The sequence below is a fragment of the Novosphingobium sp. BL-S-19 genome (assembly GCF_055521675.1).
Window position 1 is genome coordinate 1,321,261 of record NZ_CM145497.1, and the last position, 15,285, is coordinate 1,336,545.

Annotated in this window: 12 protein-coding genes; 4 read left to right on the top strand and 8 right to left on the bottom strand. The window is 65.9% G+C overall.

Going from position 1 to position 15,285, the window contains the following annotated elements; translation table 11 throughout:
• The first annotated feature begins 131 nt into the window (after window positions 1-131).
• A complete protein-coding gene (locus ACZ1JV_RS05710) occupies window positions 132-1,433 on the top strand; it encodes an ATP-binding protein (RefSeq protein ID WP_465148722.1) in 1,302 nt (433 codons plus the stop codon).
• A gap of 18 nt (window positions 1,434-1,451) precedes the next feature.
• Here the strand turns inward: ACZ1JV_RS05710 and ACZ1JV_RS05715 are convergent, their stop codons facing one another.
• From ACZ1JV_RS05715 to ACZ1JV_RS05725, 3 genes are read right to left on the bottom strand one after another with little or no spacing between them, the layout of a single operon-like run.
• Complete coding sequence (locus ACZ1JV_RS05715; protein ID WP_465148723.1) at window positions 1,452-2,486, bottom strand: zinc-binding dehydrogenase; 1,035 nt, start codon at window positions 2,484-2,486, stop codon at window positions 1,452-1,454.
• The gene (locus ACZ1JV_RS05720; protein ID WP_465149785.1) at window positions 2,483-2,998 is read right to left on the bottom strand and encodes a nuclear transport factor 2 family protein; all 516 of its coding nucleotides are present in this window, start codon (window positions 2,996-2,998) and stop codon (window positions 2,483-2,485) included. The genes ACZ1JV_RS05715 and ACZ1JV_RS05720 overlap by 4 nt, the downstream gene beginning before the upstream one ends.
• A 2-nt stretch (window positions 2,999-3,000) precedes the next feature.
• Window positions 3,001-3,801 (bottom strand): SDR family NAD(P)-dependent oxidoreductase, encoded by an 801-nt coding sequence (locus ACZ1JV_RS05725; RefSeq protein ID WP_465148724.1) that lies wholly within the window; start codon window positions 3,799-3,801, stop codon window positions 3,001-3,003.
• Between the two features lie 121 nt (window positions 3,802-3,922).
• On the opposite strand from ACZ1JV_RS05725, the gene ACZ1JV_RS05730 reads away from it, so the two are divergent.
• Window positions 3,923-4,879, top strand: a complete 957-nt coding sequence (locus tag ACZ1JV_RS05730) for a LysR family transcriptional regulator (RefSeq protein WP_465148725.1) — start codon at window positions 3,923-3,925, stop codon at window positions 4,877-4,879.
• An 87-nt stretch (window positions 4,880-4,966) separates the two neighbouring features.
• On the top strand, window positions 4,967-6,859 hold the full coding sequence (locus ACZ1JV_RS05735) for a bifunctional sugar phosphate isomerase/epimerase/4-hydroxyphenylpyruvate dioxygenase family protein (protein WP_465148726.1): 1,893 nt from the start codon (window positions 4,967-4,969) through the stop codon (window positions 6,857-6,859).
• Window positions 6,860-6,879: 20 nt separating this feature from the next.
• Here the strand turns inward: ACZ1JV_RS05735 and ACZ1JV_RS05740 are convergent, their stop codons facing one another.
• Window positions 6,880-8,232 (bottom strand): MFS transporter, encoded by a 1,353-nt coding sequence (locus ACZ1JV_RS05740; protein WP_465148727.1) that lies wholly within the window; start codon window positions 8,230-8,232, stop codon window positions 6,880-6,882.
• A 184-nt stretch (window positions 8,233-8,416) separates the two neighbouring features.
• Complete coding sequence (locus ACZ1JV_RS05745) at window positions 8,417-9,952, bottom strand: FAD-dependent monooxygenase (protein WP_465148728.1); 1,536 nt, start codon at window positions 9,950-9,952, stop codon at window positions 8,417-8,419.
• 563 nt (window positions 9,953-10,515) lie between these two features.
• Between ACZ1JV_RS05745 and ACZ1JV_RS05750 the strand changes: the two genes are divergently transcribed.
• The gene (locus ACZ1JV_RS05750) at window positions 10,516-12,276 is read left to right on the top strand and encodes an SLC13 family permease (protein ID WP_465148729.1); all 1,761 of its coding nucleotides are present in this window, start codon (window positions 10,516-10,518) and stop codon (window positions 12,274-12,276) included.
• Window positions 12,277-12,285: 9 nt separating this feature from the next.
• Here the strand turns inward: ACZ1JV_RS05750 and ACZ1JV_RS05755 are convergent, their stop codons facing one another.
• From ACZ1JV_RS05755 to ACZ1JV_RS05765, 3 genes are all read right to left on the bottom strand, one after another.
• Window positions 12,286-13,194 carry a LysR family transcriptional regulator gene (locus ACZ1JV_RS05755; RefSeq protein WP_465139799.1) on the bottom strand — a complete coding sequence of 303 codons (909 nt, stop codon included), beginning with the start codon at window positions 13,192-13,194 and terminating at the stop codon, window positions 12,286-12,288.
• 82 nt (window positions 13,195-13,276) lie between these two features.
• Window positions 13,277-14,674, bottom strand: a complete 1,398-nt coding sequence (gene cls / locus ACZ1JV_RS05760; RefSeq protein WP_465148730.1) for a cardiolipin synthase — start codon at window positions 14,672-14,674, stop codon at window positions 13,277-13,279.
• A gap of 56 nt (window positions 14,675-14,730) precedes the next feature.
• Complete coding sequence (locus ACZ1JV_RS05765) at window positions 14,731-15,195, bottom strand: MarR family winged helix-turn-helix transcriptional regulator (protein ID WP_465139797.1); 465 nt, start codon at window positions 15,193-15,195, stop codon at window positions 14,731-14,733.
• Between the last annotated feature and the right edge of the window lie 90 nt (window positions 15,196-15,285).

The window sequence follows — 15,285 nt, forward strand, 5'->3', positions numbered from 1 at the left end:
GGCCTGTGTCAAAACATTGCCGGGGCGCCCTGCCAGATTGACGCATCCGCCCGGCAATGAGAGGGCCTTGCAGAAGATGCCGCTGCCGTGAGATGCACAAGAAACTGCGGTATCGGTCGAGAGAGGTGCCTGTGCCCCGTTTCCGCCCCTGGCGCCTGCCGGCGCAGGCCGCGATCCTGATCCTGTTGATCGGCCTGGTTCAACTGGCCGGCAGCCTGCTGTTCTATCAGTCGATCGATCGCCAGACCCTGCGCGAGGATCATGCCCGGCGCATTGCCGAACTGCTGGTGGTGAGCGAGCGGATCCATGCCAACGATCCGCGGCAGGTGGTGGAGGTTATGTCCACCCGGCATCTTGAGGCGGAAGTGGCCGCGCGTCCGCGTGTAACCCATGCTACCACGGCCCGGCCGCTGGGCTCGATCGCGAACGAGGTGGTGCGCTGGGAGCCGGGGCTGGCAGGCCGCGAACTTCACCTGGCCTATTCGGGCGGGCCGGACGGGCGCCGCGACCTCGTCGGCTCCATGCGCCTTGCGAACGGGTCATGGCTGAATTTCCGGTCGAGCGACATTGGCTCGATGTGGCCGGTGGCGACGCGGGCGATGGTACTGACCCTGCTGACCGCGCTGGCGTGTCTGGCTGTTGGGCTGGCGGCGCTGAGCTTCCTGACGCGGCCGCTGCGGCGGCTGGCCCGTGCGGCGGATGCCATCGGGCATGGCCAGCGCGTTGAAATCGACGAGCAGGGATCCGCAGACTTGCGCGATCTGGCCCACGCCATGAATGTGATGCAGGAACGTATCGCCCGTTTGGTCGAAGATCAGGCCCGCTCTTTCGAGGCGATCAGCCACGATTTGCGCACGCCGCTGGCGCGCCAGCGCGTGGCCGCCGATCTTGTGGAGGATCGGGAACTGGCAGAGATCATGGGTGCCAGCATCGGCGAGATGGAAGGCCTGATCGGGTCGCTTCAGGGCTACCTGCGTGCGCAGCACGTTGCCAGCGACCCCTCCGAAGTGGACTTGCGAGCGCTGGCGGATGCCGTCGCGGCGCAGCATGGGGACCGCGTGCAGGTCTCCGGACCGGATCATGCGATCGCCACGACGTACGTGGAGCCGGTGCAACTGGCACTGGGCGCGCTGGTGGACAATGCCGTGCGGTTCGGCGGCGCGGCGCAAGTCGGGCTTGAACGCGCCGCCGAAGGCTGGACCATCGAGGTGGACGATCCCGGCCCCGGCATCCCGCCACATCATTTCGCCGATGTGCTGACACCGTTCTTCCGAATGGACGAGGCGCGCAGCCGGGATGTGCCTGGCTTTGGGCTGGGCATTCCGACCGCGCACCGGCTGATGATGCGTTTCGGCGGCGAGCTTGCTTTCGAGGCAAGACCGCAGGGCGGGTTTGTTGCTCGGATCCGGGTGCCGGAGGCGGCCGAAGACTGAGACCGCGTTAGAGCAGTTTCAGCGCAGACGCGGATCGACCACCGTGCGGACCGGCGCGTTGGGCCCCGACATCGCGGCGATAGCGTACGCCACGCCGTCAACGCCGATGCGATTGCCCAGCCAGAGCGATACGTCGATCCTGCCATCGGCGATGGCCCGCATGGCAAGGTCCATGTCCTGCGGTTCCTCCCCGCCGGCGAACTGCACGTTCAGCCGCTTGTTCTGCGCGGCGAAGACGAACAACGCCTCTTCCTCCATGCAGTATCCGCCCATGACGATGCGCCCGTCGAACGGCGCATCGGCGATGATGCGCGAGAGCATGCCTTTCTGGCCGACATTCTCGTAGACCAGATTGACGCGGCGCCCGCCGAGGCCGGGAAGCGGGCCATAAGGGCTGGTTTCGCGCGGATCGACGGCCACGTCCGCGCCCATGGCCAGCGCGATTTCCCGCCGGCCGGGGTGGAAATCGGCAGCGACGATGGGGCCGATCCCGGCAAGCTTCAGCCCGGCGATCACGCCAAGGCCGATGGCGCCGCAGCCCAGTACCAGCGGCACGTCGCCCGCTTCCGGCCGGCCGCGCCGCGCATGTTCCAGGCCCACCGCCAGCGGCTCGATCATCGCGGCGCGATCGTCGTCCAGACCGTCACTCACTTCGATCAGCATGGCTTCGTCCAGCAGCATCAGTTCGCCGAAGCCGCCGGGGCATTCGTGGCTGAAGCCGATCACCGAATGGCCGCCGCCCGTGCGCATGATCGGCACGGACGTGACGCGCCGCCCGGTCTTGACCGTGCGTGCGCTGCCCGGGCCATAGTCCAGAACTTCGCCCACGAATTCGTGCCCGGGCACGAACGGCCGCGCGAAATCGAGCGCCGCATAAGGCCCGCCGAAGCGGCGGGAGAGGTCGATCACGTTCTGCCCGGCGTGCAGGAAATGCGCTTCGGACGCGCACATGCCGCAGCTATGCGTGCGCACCAATGCCTGGCCCTTGCCCGGTACCGGCTCGTCCACGGATCCCACATGCACCGCGCCGTTCTCGATAATGGCGGCTCTCATCGATCGCCCTCCAGCATCAGCGCGGCGTAGGACGGGTCGTTCCGATCCCGCAGGCCCTTGTTGCGATGCTCCATCGGCGTGACCACTCGCATTTCCTCGTGATCGAACACGACCGTGCGATGGACGAGGCCCCAGCGCCCTTCGCGCCGTTCCCACTTGTCGCAATAACGCCCCCAGACGGCGATATGCAGCACATCCTCACCGCGCCGTGCCCGCATCGTGCCGTGGACATAGGCCTCGCTGCCAGCCCGGTCCCCGTCGACGGTCACCAGCACATTGGCCACCTGATGCGAATGGCTGAGCAGGCGTGCATGGTCGGCGCAGATCCGGTCTATCACGCCCTTGCCGGGGCCCTTATAGAAGTCCTCGCCATAATCGGCATGGCCATCCTCGTGCCAGATCGAGTGACCCAGCGGGACATCGATCCTGTCTACTGCACGACAATAGCGGTGGATCAGATCGCGGATTGCGTCCTTGTCCGCCAGGTCGCGCAAGATCGCTTCGCTATCCATGCTCACGCCGCCTGTCCGGCCATGGCGGCAGCGATCTGGAGAATGCGTGCGCGGCGCGCGGCAGCCGAGAGACCGGCATAGCCGCCCTCGTCGTCGGCAAGGCCCCAGTTGCAGATCGGTCCGTCCGCCAGCCGGGCAAGGCCCTGCGCGGCGACATCCTCTGCAGAGGCGCAGTCGGCGGGGAAGGGTCGGCTCATCCGCTCCATCAACTCACGATGCGCCGGTGTGTCGGTGCGGCCCATGATCAGGTTCAACACATCCACCCCGTGCGGTTTCAGCTCGGCCCAGAGCGCTTCCCCGAAGACCAGATTGAAAGCCTTGCTGCCGGCATAGGCGGCGATGCCCGGCAGTCCGCCGTAGCACGCGCCCGATCCCACCAGCATGATGCCGCCGCGTCCGCGCTCACGCATGGGAGCGGCGAAGCGATGGCAGGCGCGCATCGTGGTCATGACGTTGCGCGCAACCAGCGTCTCCCAGTCCGCCAGTGCCCCGTCCAGGAACGGCGCGCCGTAGGGATCGGCGCCGGCATTGAGGATCAGCAAGCCCACTTCGCGCCCGCCAGTCAGATCGATCATGCTATCGGCGGCGTCGTCCTGCGCCAGATCGATGGAGCCGGTCACGCAGGAAACCCCGTGATCGCGTGCAAGTTCGTCGGCCAGATCGCGCAGCGGTGCTTCGCGCCGGGCGATCAGGATCAGGTCGAAGCCCGCCGCCGCAAGTTGACGGGCGAAGGCCGCGCCGGTTCCTTCCGATGCCCCCGCGACAAGGGCCCAGGGCCCGTAGCGTTCCCGCGTGATCGTCATGTCCACTCCCATTTCTGTGCCGGATCGTTTCCGTTCGCCGGGAGGATATCGAAGCACGGGGCCATGCTGCCACTTCAATATGCGGCAGACTGCCATCTCAAGATGAGATAGGAGGCAGGGCATGGAGATCAGACGTCTGCGCTACTTCCTGCGGATTGCCGAGGACGGGTCGCTCACCCGATCATCGGGAATGCTCCGGATCGCCCAATCGGCGTTGACGCGCCAGATGCGGCTGCTGGAGGAGGATCTGGGGGTCAAGCTCTTCATCCGGACCTCTCGCGGAATGACCCTGACCGAGGATGGCGAACAGCTACGCGCCGCCGTAGCCGCGCCGCTGCGCGAGCTGGAACTGGCACTGGACGGGATCCGGCGGCCGGGTCAGGGCACGCGCCCCACCGTGGTGATCGGGCTGCCGCCGGGGCTGGCGGACCTGCTTGGCTTGCCGCTGGCGCTGGGACTGGAACAGCGCGTGCCCGATATTGCCGTGCGCATGGTGGAGGGCCCTACGGGCAGCCTGGTCGACTGGCTCAATCGCGGGGTAATCGATCTGGCCCTGCTGGAAGACGCGGCGCGCGACGGCAGGATCGAGGAGTGCCTGCTGCATCAGGAACCGCTGCGGTTGATCGGTCCGCTCGATGCCGCGTTGACAGGTCCTGTCCGGTTCGAAGATGCGGCGCGGTTGCCATTGATCGTGCCGTCGCATCATCTGGGTATCGGCGGTGCGATAGAGGACGCCGCCGCCGCGCAGGGCCTTGTGCCGAACGTCCATATGCATGTCGATGCGGCACGGTTGACGCAGGACCTTGTGGCGAAAGGGGCGGGCTATGCGATCCTGCCGCGCAGTTATTGTGCGCAGGGAATTACGGAGGGGCGCTTCTGCGGGTGGGATCTGATCGATCCGGAACCGACGATCGGTTTCTATATCGCCTTCCGGCGACACCGCCGAGCGCGAAAGGGTGATTTCGACAGGTTGCAGCAGGCAGTAATGGCCATCGCCGCATCGCAGTTGCGGCCGGATGATGCGGACTCCGGCGGCGCTACCGATGCCAACACAGGCGGCATCGCGCGAAAACCATAACAAGACGGTATGGCATAGTGCAACAGGACCGCTTCAATCCCCTGACCACGCAACCGATATCGGGACGGAACATCCAAGGAGGCCGTCATGTCGAACGCCATTGCCACTGTATCCCTGCGCGGCACGCTGGAGGAAAAGCTGAAAGCCGCGGCGGATGCCGGGTTCGACAGCGTCGAAATTTTCGAGAACGACCTGATCGGATCGGCCCTGCGCCCTGCAGAGGTGCGTGCGCTGATGACCGATCTGGGCATCGCCTGCTCGCTCTACCAACCGTTCCGCGATTTCGAAGGTATGCCCGGCGACATGCGCCGCCGCGCCATGGAACGGGCAGAGCGCAAGTTCGACTTGATGGGGGAACTCGGCACCGACCGTATCCTCGTCTGCTCCAACTGTTCGCCTCATTCGCTGGGCGACCGCCAGCGCATCGTCGACGATTTTCGCGAACTGGGCGAACGTGCGGCGAAGCGCGGCATTCTGGTCGGCTACGAGGCGTTGGCGTGGGGTCGCCACGTCAACGATCACCGCGATGTCTGGTCGATCGTCAAGGAGGTGGACCACCCGGCCATCGGCATCATCCTCGACAGCTTCCATTCACTGTCGCGCCGCATTCCGAGCGAGAGCATCCGTGAGATTGCCGGCGACAAGATCGTCTACGTCCAGTTGGCCGACGCGCCGCTGCTGGACATGGACCTGCTTTACTGGAGCCGCCACTTCCGCAACCTGCCGGGGCAGGGCGGGCTGGATCTTCCCGGCTATGTCGCCGAAATCCTGCGCACTGGCTATGACGGTCCGCTTTCGCTGGAGATCTTCAACGACCGGTTCCGCTCAACCGCATCGCGTCTGGTGGCGCAGGACGGATATCGATCGCTGGAATATGTGCGCGACGCTGCCCAGCGCCTGTTGGGCGCGGAAACGGTGATGCCCGCGCCGCAGGCCCCGCTGGGCGCCGAATTCGTGGAATTCACCGCGAGCGGGGACGATGTGGCGCGTCTGGGCGAGACGTTTGCCACGCTGGGCTTTGCCGAAGTGGGGCGCCATCGCACCAAGAAGGTGACGCGCTGGCGGCAGGGGCAGGTGAACCTTGTTATCAATGCCGAGGCGAAGGGGTTCGCCCGGTCTTACCGCATCGTTCACGGCACCTCTATCTGTGCGATCGGCGTGCGGGTGAGAGACGTGCAAGCGGTGATGGACCGCGCCGCCGCGCTCGGCATTCGTGCCTACAGCCCCGAAGGACGGCCGGGTCGCATGGCGATGCCGGCGCTGCGCGGCGTGGGCGGAAGCTTGGTCTATCTGGTGGAAGATGACGGCGCGGAAGCTTTGTGGGCGCGTGAATTCGCCGCGCTGCCGGCCGATCCGGCGCTGGAAGGTGGCGAGGTTCACGATGCCGGTGTGTGCAGCATCGATCACCTTGCCGCCGTGGTCCACAATGACGAGTTCCTGTCCTGGCAGCTCTATTGGCGTGCGCTGTTCGGCCTTGAAGGGCGCGATGCGAACGATGTGATCGATCCGTCGGGTCTCGTCCACAGTCAGGCGCTGCAGTCGCCGGGCGGCGGTTTCCGCCTGACGCTCAACGCGTCGGACGCGCGTGAGACGCTGTCTTCGCGCTTCCTTGCACAAGGGCTAGGCGGCGGGTTCCAGCATGTGGCGCTGACGTGCGAGAGCATCATGGCCGCCTCTGCCGAAATGCGTGCGCGAGGGGCTGCACTGCTGGACATTCCGGCGAACTACTATGACGATCTCGCCGCTCGCTTCGGCTTCGATCAGGCAGCGTGCGAAGGCATGGAACAGGCCGGCGTGCTCTATGACGAGGATCTCGCCGGAAACCCTTATCGCCAGCTTTACAGCCGCGCGTTCGACAAGCTGTTCTTCTTCGAATTTGTCGAACGGGGCGGGGATTATGCCGGCTATGGCGCGCCGAATGCGGGGATCAGGCTGGCCGCGCAGAACCGCTTTCGCGGACCGAAAGAGGCGCTCGGTTAGAGCGCCTCTTCTCGATTGGATCACCGATCGGCGGGCAGGCGGATGAAAGAGACGCAGAGACCTGCAATCACGGCCGGCACCGCGAAGATCGCGAAAATGATCGGCAGCGGCACATGCCATGCCAGCAGCAGGCCGCCCAGCATCGGGCCGATCACGGCGCCGATGCGGCCCACGCCCATCGCCCAGCCCAAACCGGTGCTGCGCACGGCGGGCGGGTAGAAGCTGGTGGCCAGCGGGTAACAGCCGTTGAAGCCGCCCTGGATGAAGGCGCCGATCAGGAAGGCGACCAGCAGGGTGACGACGACAGGCATCGCGATCCCGCCGAAAATGACAAGCGCTGCCGCAGCCAGTACCATGTAGAGAAGGATCAGTCGGCGCAGGTCGATATGCGTCGCGATCAGGCCGATGGACGTGATGCCCACGAACGCCCCGATATTGTACACCGCGCCGGCATAGATCGCCTGCGTGGCGGGCAGGCCGGCCTCTACGGCCAGCTTGGGGATCCAGCTGATCACGAAGTAGAGCGTCATGAAACCGAAAATCGTGGCCATCCACAGCAGCATCGTGCCGCTGCGGCGGCCTTCGCCCAAGACGCCGCGCAGGCCGACCTCGCCCCGTTCGGCAACGCGGCGCTCGGGCAGGGCGTCCAGCGGCGCGCGGCCGATCGAGACGAGCAGGCGGTTCGCGCGTTGGAGTGCATTCGCCGGTTGGCGGGCAATCAGGAAATCGATGGATTCGGGCAGCAGGGCCCAGACCAGAGGGAGAGCGACCGCGCAAAGGATTGCGGCGCCCAGCAGCATTCCCTGCCAGCCATGCGCTTCGATCTGCCGGGCCACGACGAAGCCGGTGATCGTCGCGCCCACAGGATAGCCGGCCTGAAGGAAGCCGACCGCAAAAGTGCGGTGCTTGGCCGGGGCGTATTCCGCAGTCAACGCAGCCATCGTCGCCAGCACGGTGCCGATACCGATGCCCACCACGAAGCGCGAGACAACCAGTTCGGCGATGTCATGCGCGAAGGCCGATCCGAACATGGCCGCCGTCATCATCAGGATCGCGGCGATGATCAGCCGGCGTCGTCCGAAACGGTCCGCCAGAGGGGCGATCAGCAACCCGCCGGCCGCCATGCCGGCAAGGCTGGAACTGAACACCACGCCCAGGCTTTCCGGGCTGATCTTCCAGTCCGCCGAGAGCGCCGGGGCAATGTAGGACAGGATCAGCACATCCATGCCGTCCAGCATGTTCAGAACGAAGCAGATCGCGACGACAAGGATTTGCCGCGCGCTCCAGCCATCGGCCGGTGCAACGGCGGATTTCCCGCTTACGGTCACGAAAGGGCGCACGGAAACCGATCCGGCTGCGGAATATGTGGCCATGGTCTTGCCTCTTCCCATGTTCGGCGGCGCTTGGCTGCGCCGGACTCGCTGCCCGCCGCCATTCTGCGGATCACGGGCATTGGAAGGGTGTGGGAAGGGTTAGGGCATTGCCAGTGAGCATGACTGGGTCTCTCATAACCTTATGTTATGTGTGTGCGCCAGAGGCGTTCGGCATCTTCTGGCATTACCGGCGCGGTGTTTCCAGATCGCCGTGCCCGAACCACCGCTCCACCGCATGACGGGCATCCGCTTCCTCGGCCGGCCCGTCGCAGGCCCAGGCTACGACGCCGTCCGGCCGTACCAGCACTGCGGTGAGGCCCAGGCGATCCTCGGCATCGGCGGCAAGATAGCAGATTTTCCCAGAGAACGGGGCGACAAGCGCCCGAAGCGCCTCGTCATGGCCGAAATCCAGCAGCAGGCCGCGCCCATCGCGCAGATGTTCGTTAAGTCGCCCGCCGTCGTCCAATCGAAAATCGGGCGCGCCAAGGCCCACCAGCGCATGATCGCCGCCCAGGTCGTAGCGCAGCCCTGCGCCGCAGACGCGATCGGCGAAATAGGTGGCCCCATCCGGCGTGTCGATCAGATCGCGGATGATCCCCTCCAACGCACGCGACGCCGGTGCCGGGCGCATCAGCGCAACTTGCGCGCGCGACCAGTCCAGCACACGTGCGGCCACCGGGTGGCGTTCGCGCTCATAGCTGTCTAGCAGGCCCGGCGGCGCATCGCCCCGGATCGTCGCGGCCAGCTTCCAGCCCAGGTTCATGGCATCACCAAGTCCCAGGTTCAGCCCCTGTCCGCCCAGCGGCGAATGGATATGCGCGGCATCGCCCGCCAGCAGGACGTGGCCCTTGCGATAGGTGTCTGCCTGGAAGGCGCGATCGGTCCAGGTGGCGGCCATGGCCAGCGACTCCACGGAAACGTCGACGCCGGAAATCCTGCGCAGCATGGCTTCGATATGCTCGCGGCCGATCGGGCCCTTGCGATGACTGGCGCCGCCATCGAAATCGACCATGCCGATGATGCCTGGATGCGCATAGGTGTACATACCCGTGGCGGTATAATGTCGGCCGGGGTTTAGCCGGTCCGCATTCGCCAGGTCCGCCTGTATCGAATAGCCGGTGAATTCGGGATCGGTGCCGGCGAACGCGATCCCCGCCGCCTTGCGCACGCTACTGCGCGCGCCGTCGCAACCGACAAGCCAACTTGCCCGGAAGTGCGACGCCCCGGCTTGGACGACGAGGCCGTCTCCGTCCTGGTCGAAACCCTCGACGCTGCAATCCCGCCGAATTTCCACGCCCAGGGCGATGGCTCTTGCCGTCAGCACGGCTTCCACGCCCGCCATGTCGGCGGCCATGGTGTCGACCGGCGCGGACAGGCGGTAGGGCCAGTGCGCCGGGTCGATTTGGTCCCGGTAAAACTGGATGCCTGCGAAATGCCCGGCGGGCCGTCGCGGCTGACCCAGCCAGTGCGCGGCGGCGGGCTCGTCCCGCCCGACGGCACGGTCCCTGAGCGCCTCCAACATGCCGCGCCGGTCGAAAGCGTCGATGGTCGGGACCGAGAGGCCGCGCAGACCGAATGGCAAGTTCTTCATGGGCGAAGCGGCTTTCGCACCGCGCTCCAGCACCAGCACGGAGCATCCGCGCAAGCGAAGCTCGGCGGCGAGAAACAGGCCGACCGGGCCGGCGCCGGCAATAATCACGTCGTGGTAAATCGGGGTCACATGCTGCTCCTGCGTCGATGTTCGACCGGAGCGTTCTCCATGCAGGAACCACCGCGAGCGAACGATGGAGCGCAATCGCTTGCGCCCGGTGTTCGCCGTGGGGGTCTCGTGCGCGAAGCCAAAGACCAGAGCTTTCGTTACCGAAAGGACTTGGGCTGACCAGACCAAGTCTGCCTTTTCCGACCCCGCCTAGTTAGCCGGCGCCTGCCGATATCGCAACGGGGCGCTGAAAAGCGGCTTTGAGTAAGCTAAAATCGCATGGATCTAGGTGCTTGCATCAGGAAGTTCGGAACCATTCGCCACATCGCGCGTTGATTGACGGGGCTCGGTGGGCAAGTTCCCTCACCACAATGCTGACTGAGTTCCTTGACACTGCCTTGGCCCGTTGGGTCCGCGGCGGTTGTCAAGACGACCCAGACTGGCCTCGCGGGGAGGGATAATAGTCCGCGAGGCCGATTTTTTCGCATCCCGCTGGGCTTCTTCGCCAAACTTGTGGCGCGGTATGAACAATTCGGCGCGCGGCGCATTTCCATTTGCGATGCGCAATGGCTTCGTGGGGTGAGATGAATCTGCAGCAGTGGCTTTCGGTGGCACTCCTCTGCGCGATGATGGGGCTTTTCATCTGGGGGCGCTTTCGCTTCGATGTCACTGCCGTCATCGCCCTGCTTGCCGGCGTCGCCATCGGGTTGGTGCCGCCGGACAAGGCATTCTCCGGCTTTTCGGACGATATCGTCATCATCGTCGCCTCGGCGCTGGTGCTTTCGGCGGCCGTACAGCGCTCCGGCCTGGTGGAGCGGGCGGTAGACAGGATGGGGCACCGCCTGCGCCGCCCGGGCGGGCAGCTTTTCGCGTTGACCACGATCGTGGGCATCGCCTCCGGCCTGATCAAGAACATCGGCGCGCTGGCGATGCTGATGCCGGCCGCATCGCAACTGGCCCGCCGAAGCGAAACCAATCCTTCCCGCTTCTTCATGCCCATGGCCTTTGCCTCGCTGCTTGGCGGCTTGACGACGATGGTGGGGACATCGCCCAATATTATCGTCAGCCGCGTGCGGGAGGATATGACCGGGCATCCTTTCCGGATGTTCGATTACTTGCCCACCGGCCTGGGGCTGCTGATCGTGGGGCTGGCGTTCCTGTATCTGGGCCGCCGACTGCTGCCCGAACGGCAGGCACGGACCACGATGGGAGAGGCGCTGAATATTTCCGCCTATACCACCGAGGCGACCGTCACGGCCGAGGCGACGGTGATCGGCGATACCGTATCCGCCTTCGTGGAGGGGCAGGACGGCGCCATCGAGGTTATGGCCGTGCTGCGCCACGGTCTGCGCGCCGAAGTGCAGCCCGACACGGAAATTGCCGAAGGAGACGTGCTGATCCTGGCGGGCGATCCCGACGCGCTGGAGCGCGCAATCGCCGGAACCGGGCTGGCCTTGCACGAACCGGACGACAGCGAGCCCGCCCACGACGATGTCGGCGTGATCGAGGCGGTGGTGACCGCCGGATCGGCGCTGGTCGGCTCGACGGCGGGCCGGTTGATGCTGAAGGAGCGCATGGGCCTGCGCCTGATCGCCGTCGCGCGGGAGGGTGAACGGCTGCACAACAAGCCCGCCGGCGTGGCGCTGCAGGCAGGCGACATCATCGTGCTTCAGGGCGTGCTGGACGCCATGCCGGGCCAGTTGCGCCAGCTTGGCGTGTTGCCGTTGGCCGAACGGCCGATCCGGCTGGGGCGGGAGCGCAAGGGATGGCTTGCGCTGGGCATTCTGGCGGCCGCGATGGTGGCAACTGCGACGGGGCTGGTGCCGGTGGCGCTGGCCTTCTTCGCCGGGGCCGGACTGGTTCTGATCACCGGCGCGCTGCCTGCCGAAGATGCCTACGAAGCGGTGGAATGGCCGATCCTGATCATGCTGGGCGCGTTGATCCCCGTCAGCGAAACGCTGCAGACCACCGGCGCTTCGGACGTTCTGGCGGTGAACCTTGCCCATCTGGCCACCCACCTGCCGCCATGGGGCGCGGTGGCGCTGGTGCTGCTGATCTCCATGGCGGTGACGCCGTTCCTCAACAATGCGGCGACGGTGCTGGTCATGGCGCCGATCGCGGCCGTCTTCGCGCACGATCTGGGCTACCACCCCGATGCCTTCCTGATGGCCACCGCGATCGGCGCGGGCTGCGATTTTCTGACGCCCATCGGCCATCAGTGCAACACGCTGGTGATGGGGCCGGGCGGCTATCGCTTCACCGACTATGCCCGGCTGGGTGCGCCCTTGTCGCTGCTCGTGCTGATCGTGGGGCCGCCGCTGATCATCGCGTGCTGGCCGCTGTAGGGTGCCGCGTCAGGCTGCGGATCGTCGGGACCGGCTTGCCGAAATCACGTTGCGGGCGATCTCCTCGAACGTTTCGCCGATGATCGGCCGTGCGGCCTCCACATTGCGGCTGATGTAGACGGGAAGCACGCCGGGCGCATCGAATTCCAGAAAGCGCACGGTATCGGCATGGGCCTGCATTGCCGTGAAGCTGTCCACCAGGGCCAGCCCCATGCCATTGGCCACGAACGCCACGGCGGTCTCCGCGAAACGGACGTAAGTGGCTACTTCCAGTTCCTCACCGGCGTCCGCGTACATGTCGGCGATGATCCGGCCGTGCGGCGTGTCCGCCCGGAACGACTGAATGCGCTCGCCCCGAATGTCGGCGACGGCAATCTGCCCGCGCTCCGCCAGGGGATGATCGGCGGGCACGGCGCAGACCATGCGGCCGCTGCCGATGCGGCTGGACAGGACATTGGGATGGTCGATGGGAAACACCGTCAGCGCATAGTCGCCGCGTTGAAGCGCAAGGTAATCGTCCGCCTGCTCCACCGAGAGAATGTCGAACTGGATGGTGAGGCCGGGATAATTGGCGGTGAGGCGAGAGAGCATCTGCGGCACCACCGAATGCCCCAGCGAGGGTGAGGCGCCGACGCGGAAGGTCCGGTCGCTGCCCTTGGCCAGCCGCTGGACGACGTGCTCCAGATCGGCAAAGCCCTTGTAGACGTGTTCGATCTCCTCGAACAGCGCGCGGGCCTCCTGCGTGGGCACCAGCCGGCCGCGCGTCCGGTCGAACAGGCGGAAGCGCAGGCGATCCTCCATATGCCCCAACATACGGCTGAGGCCGGGCTGCGAGGTGCCCAGCATCCGCGCGGCACCGCTTACCGTCTTGGTGATCATCACCGCGCGGAAAATCTCGATCTGCCTGATCGTCAGCATGGGCCCGGCTAGCACGCGGGACGGGCGCGGGGCAATCTCTGCGACGATGAAGGCCAGAGGGTCGGAGGTCGCGCAGTGCAGATCAGAGCAGCGGGCTGACCAGCCGCGCAAGGTTTTCGGCGAAACGGGCGGTGCGGGGGCGATTGCGCCATTCCGCCAAATCCAGTTCGTCGCTTCTGGCGATATAGCCGCGCATCACCTCATCCAGCAGGGCGACCGGTTCGGTGCCGTACAGCACCAAGCTGATTTCCGCATTGAGCGCGAAGGATCGCATGTCGGCATTGCTGGAGCCGACCACGCCGAAAGTTCCATCTATGGCCACGGCCTTCGCGTGCAGTAGGTGCAGGCGAAACCCGTGGATCCGCGCCCCGGATTCCAGCAGCTCCTGATAATAGGATCGCTGCGCGTAGCCCACCAGCCGCTGATCCACCACTTGCGACACGATCAGGTCCACCCTTACGGAACGCGCTACCGCGTTCTTGACGGCTGTCAGCAGGGCCTGATCGGGAATGAGGTAGGGTGAGACAATGGTAATGTCCCGGCGCGCGCGATGGACCAGTTCCACCAGAAGGCGTTCGTAGCCGGCGGTGCCGAAGTCCGGTCCGCTGGGCATCGCCTGGGCAAGCGCCTCTCCCACCGGCGCCGGGATCGGCAGGGATACCAGCCTTTCGGCGGTTTCCAGATACCAGTCGCTGGCGAACATCGCATCGAATGCGGCAACCACCGGACCTTCGACATGGGCCACGAGTTCGTCGTTGACGATGCGCGGCTTGAAGTCCCGGTCGACGATGTTCTGCGATCCGACGAAGGCGATGCGGCCATCGATCAGGCAGAGCTTGCGATGGTTGCGCAAATCGGATCGCGCATGGTGCAGGGCGGCGAAGTGCACTGGCAGAACCAGCCGCGCGGATACGCCGGCATCGTGCAGCATCTTCATGCTCCGCCTGGCCCAGGCGCGCGACCCCAGCGCATCGATCAGCACGTGCACCGCAACGCCCCGCTCCCGGGCGCGGCGCAGTGCCTGCGTCATCGTTTGCCCGGTGCGATCGTCCGCGAAGATATAGGTCTGCAGCCGCACGCTGATCTGCGCCGCATCGATGGCGCGGACCATTTCCATGATGGAGCCTTCATAGTCGGCAAGCAGGCGGATCGCATTGCCGGTGCAGGCCGGGAAACCGCCCAGCGTCTCGGCCAGTTGCGCCATTTCCGTGGGCTCTGCGGCGTGGGCGGCCAGTGCCAGCGCGGTCTGTTCCCGATAAGGCCGGTCGCTGGCGAAGCGCTGCTGGCGCCAGCCCGGAAACTGCGCTCTGCCGATGAAGTGGTAAAGGAGGACTGCCGGTACTGGCAGGAACAACACCAGCAGCAGCCAGCTGCGCGCCGCTTCCGGAGACCGGCGCATCGGCAGCACTGCGACCATCACCAGCCGGATGGCCCATTCCAGCAGCAGGTAATAGAGTGCAAGCCGCTCGGGATCGAACATGGCTGCAGGGTATCGGGCTCTACCCGTAAATGCCAGCGGTTGCGTTCTTCAGCGAGTTAGCGCCCGCGCAAGGGTGCGCGGCTGAGTTCGTTGCCGGCGCGCGTCAACTTGGACAACAGGCCGACGAAAGTCTCCTGCTCGGCATCGGTGAGCCCGGCCAGGATATCGTCCTGCACCTGATCCACGAAGGGGATCGCCCGGTCCAGCACGGCCCGCCCTTCGCCCGTCAGCGTCAGGATCCGGGCGCGTCGGTCGCTCGGGCTGGTTTCGCGGGCGACGAGGTTCTTCTGGACCAGCCGGTCGATCACCCCGCCCAGGGTCACGCGGTCATAGGCGATCAGGCCGGCCAGCGTCTGCTGATCCAGCCCCGGATGATCGCGCAGGGTCAGCATGGCGGCGAACTGCACCGCCGTCAGATCGATGTCGGCTTCGGCCATGCTGGCAGTGAACAGGGCCACCGCGATCTGCTGGAGACGGCGGATCAGGTGGCCGGGCAAGGTTTCGAGGTCACGGTGGCTCATATCCGCACCTAACTGCAAATCTGCGATCGCCTCAAGCCCGCGGGACCGTTCGCACACATCGGCGTGCGTACGGTCCCGCCGAAAGGCATG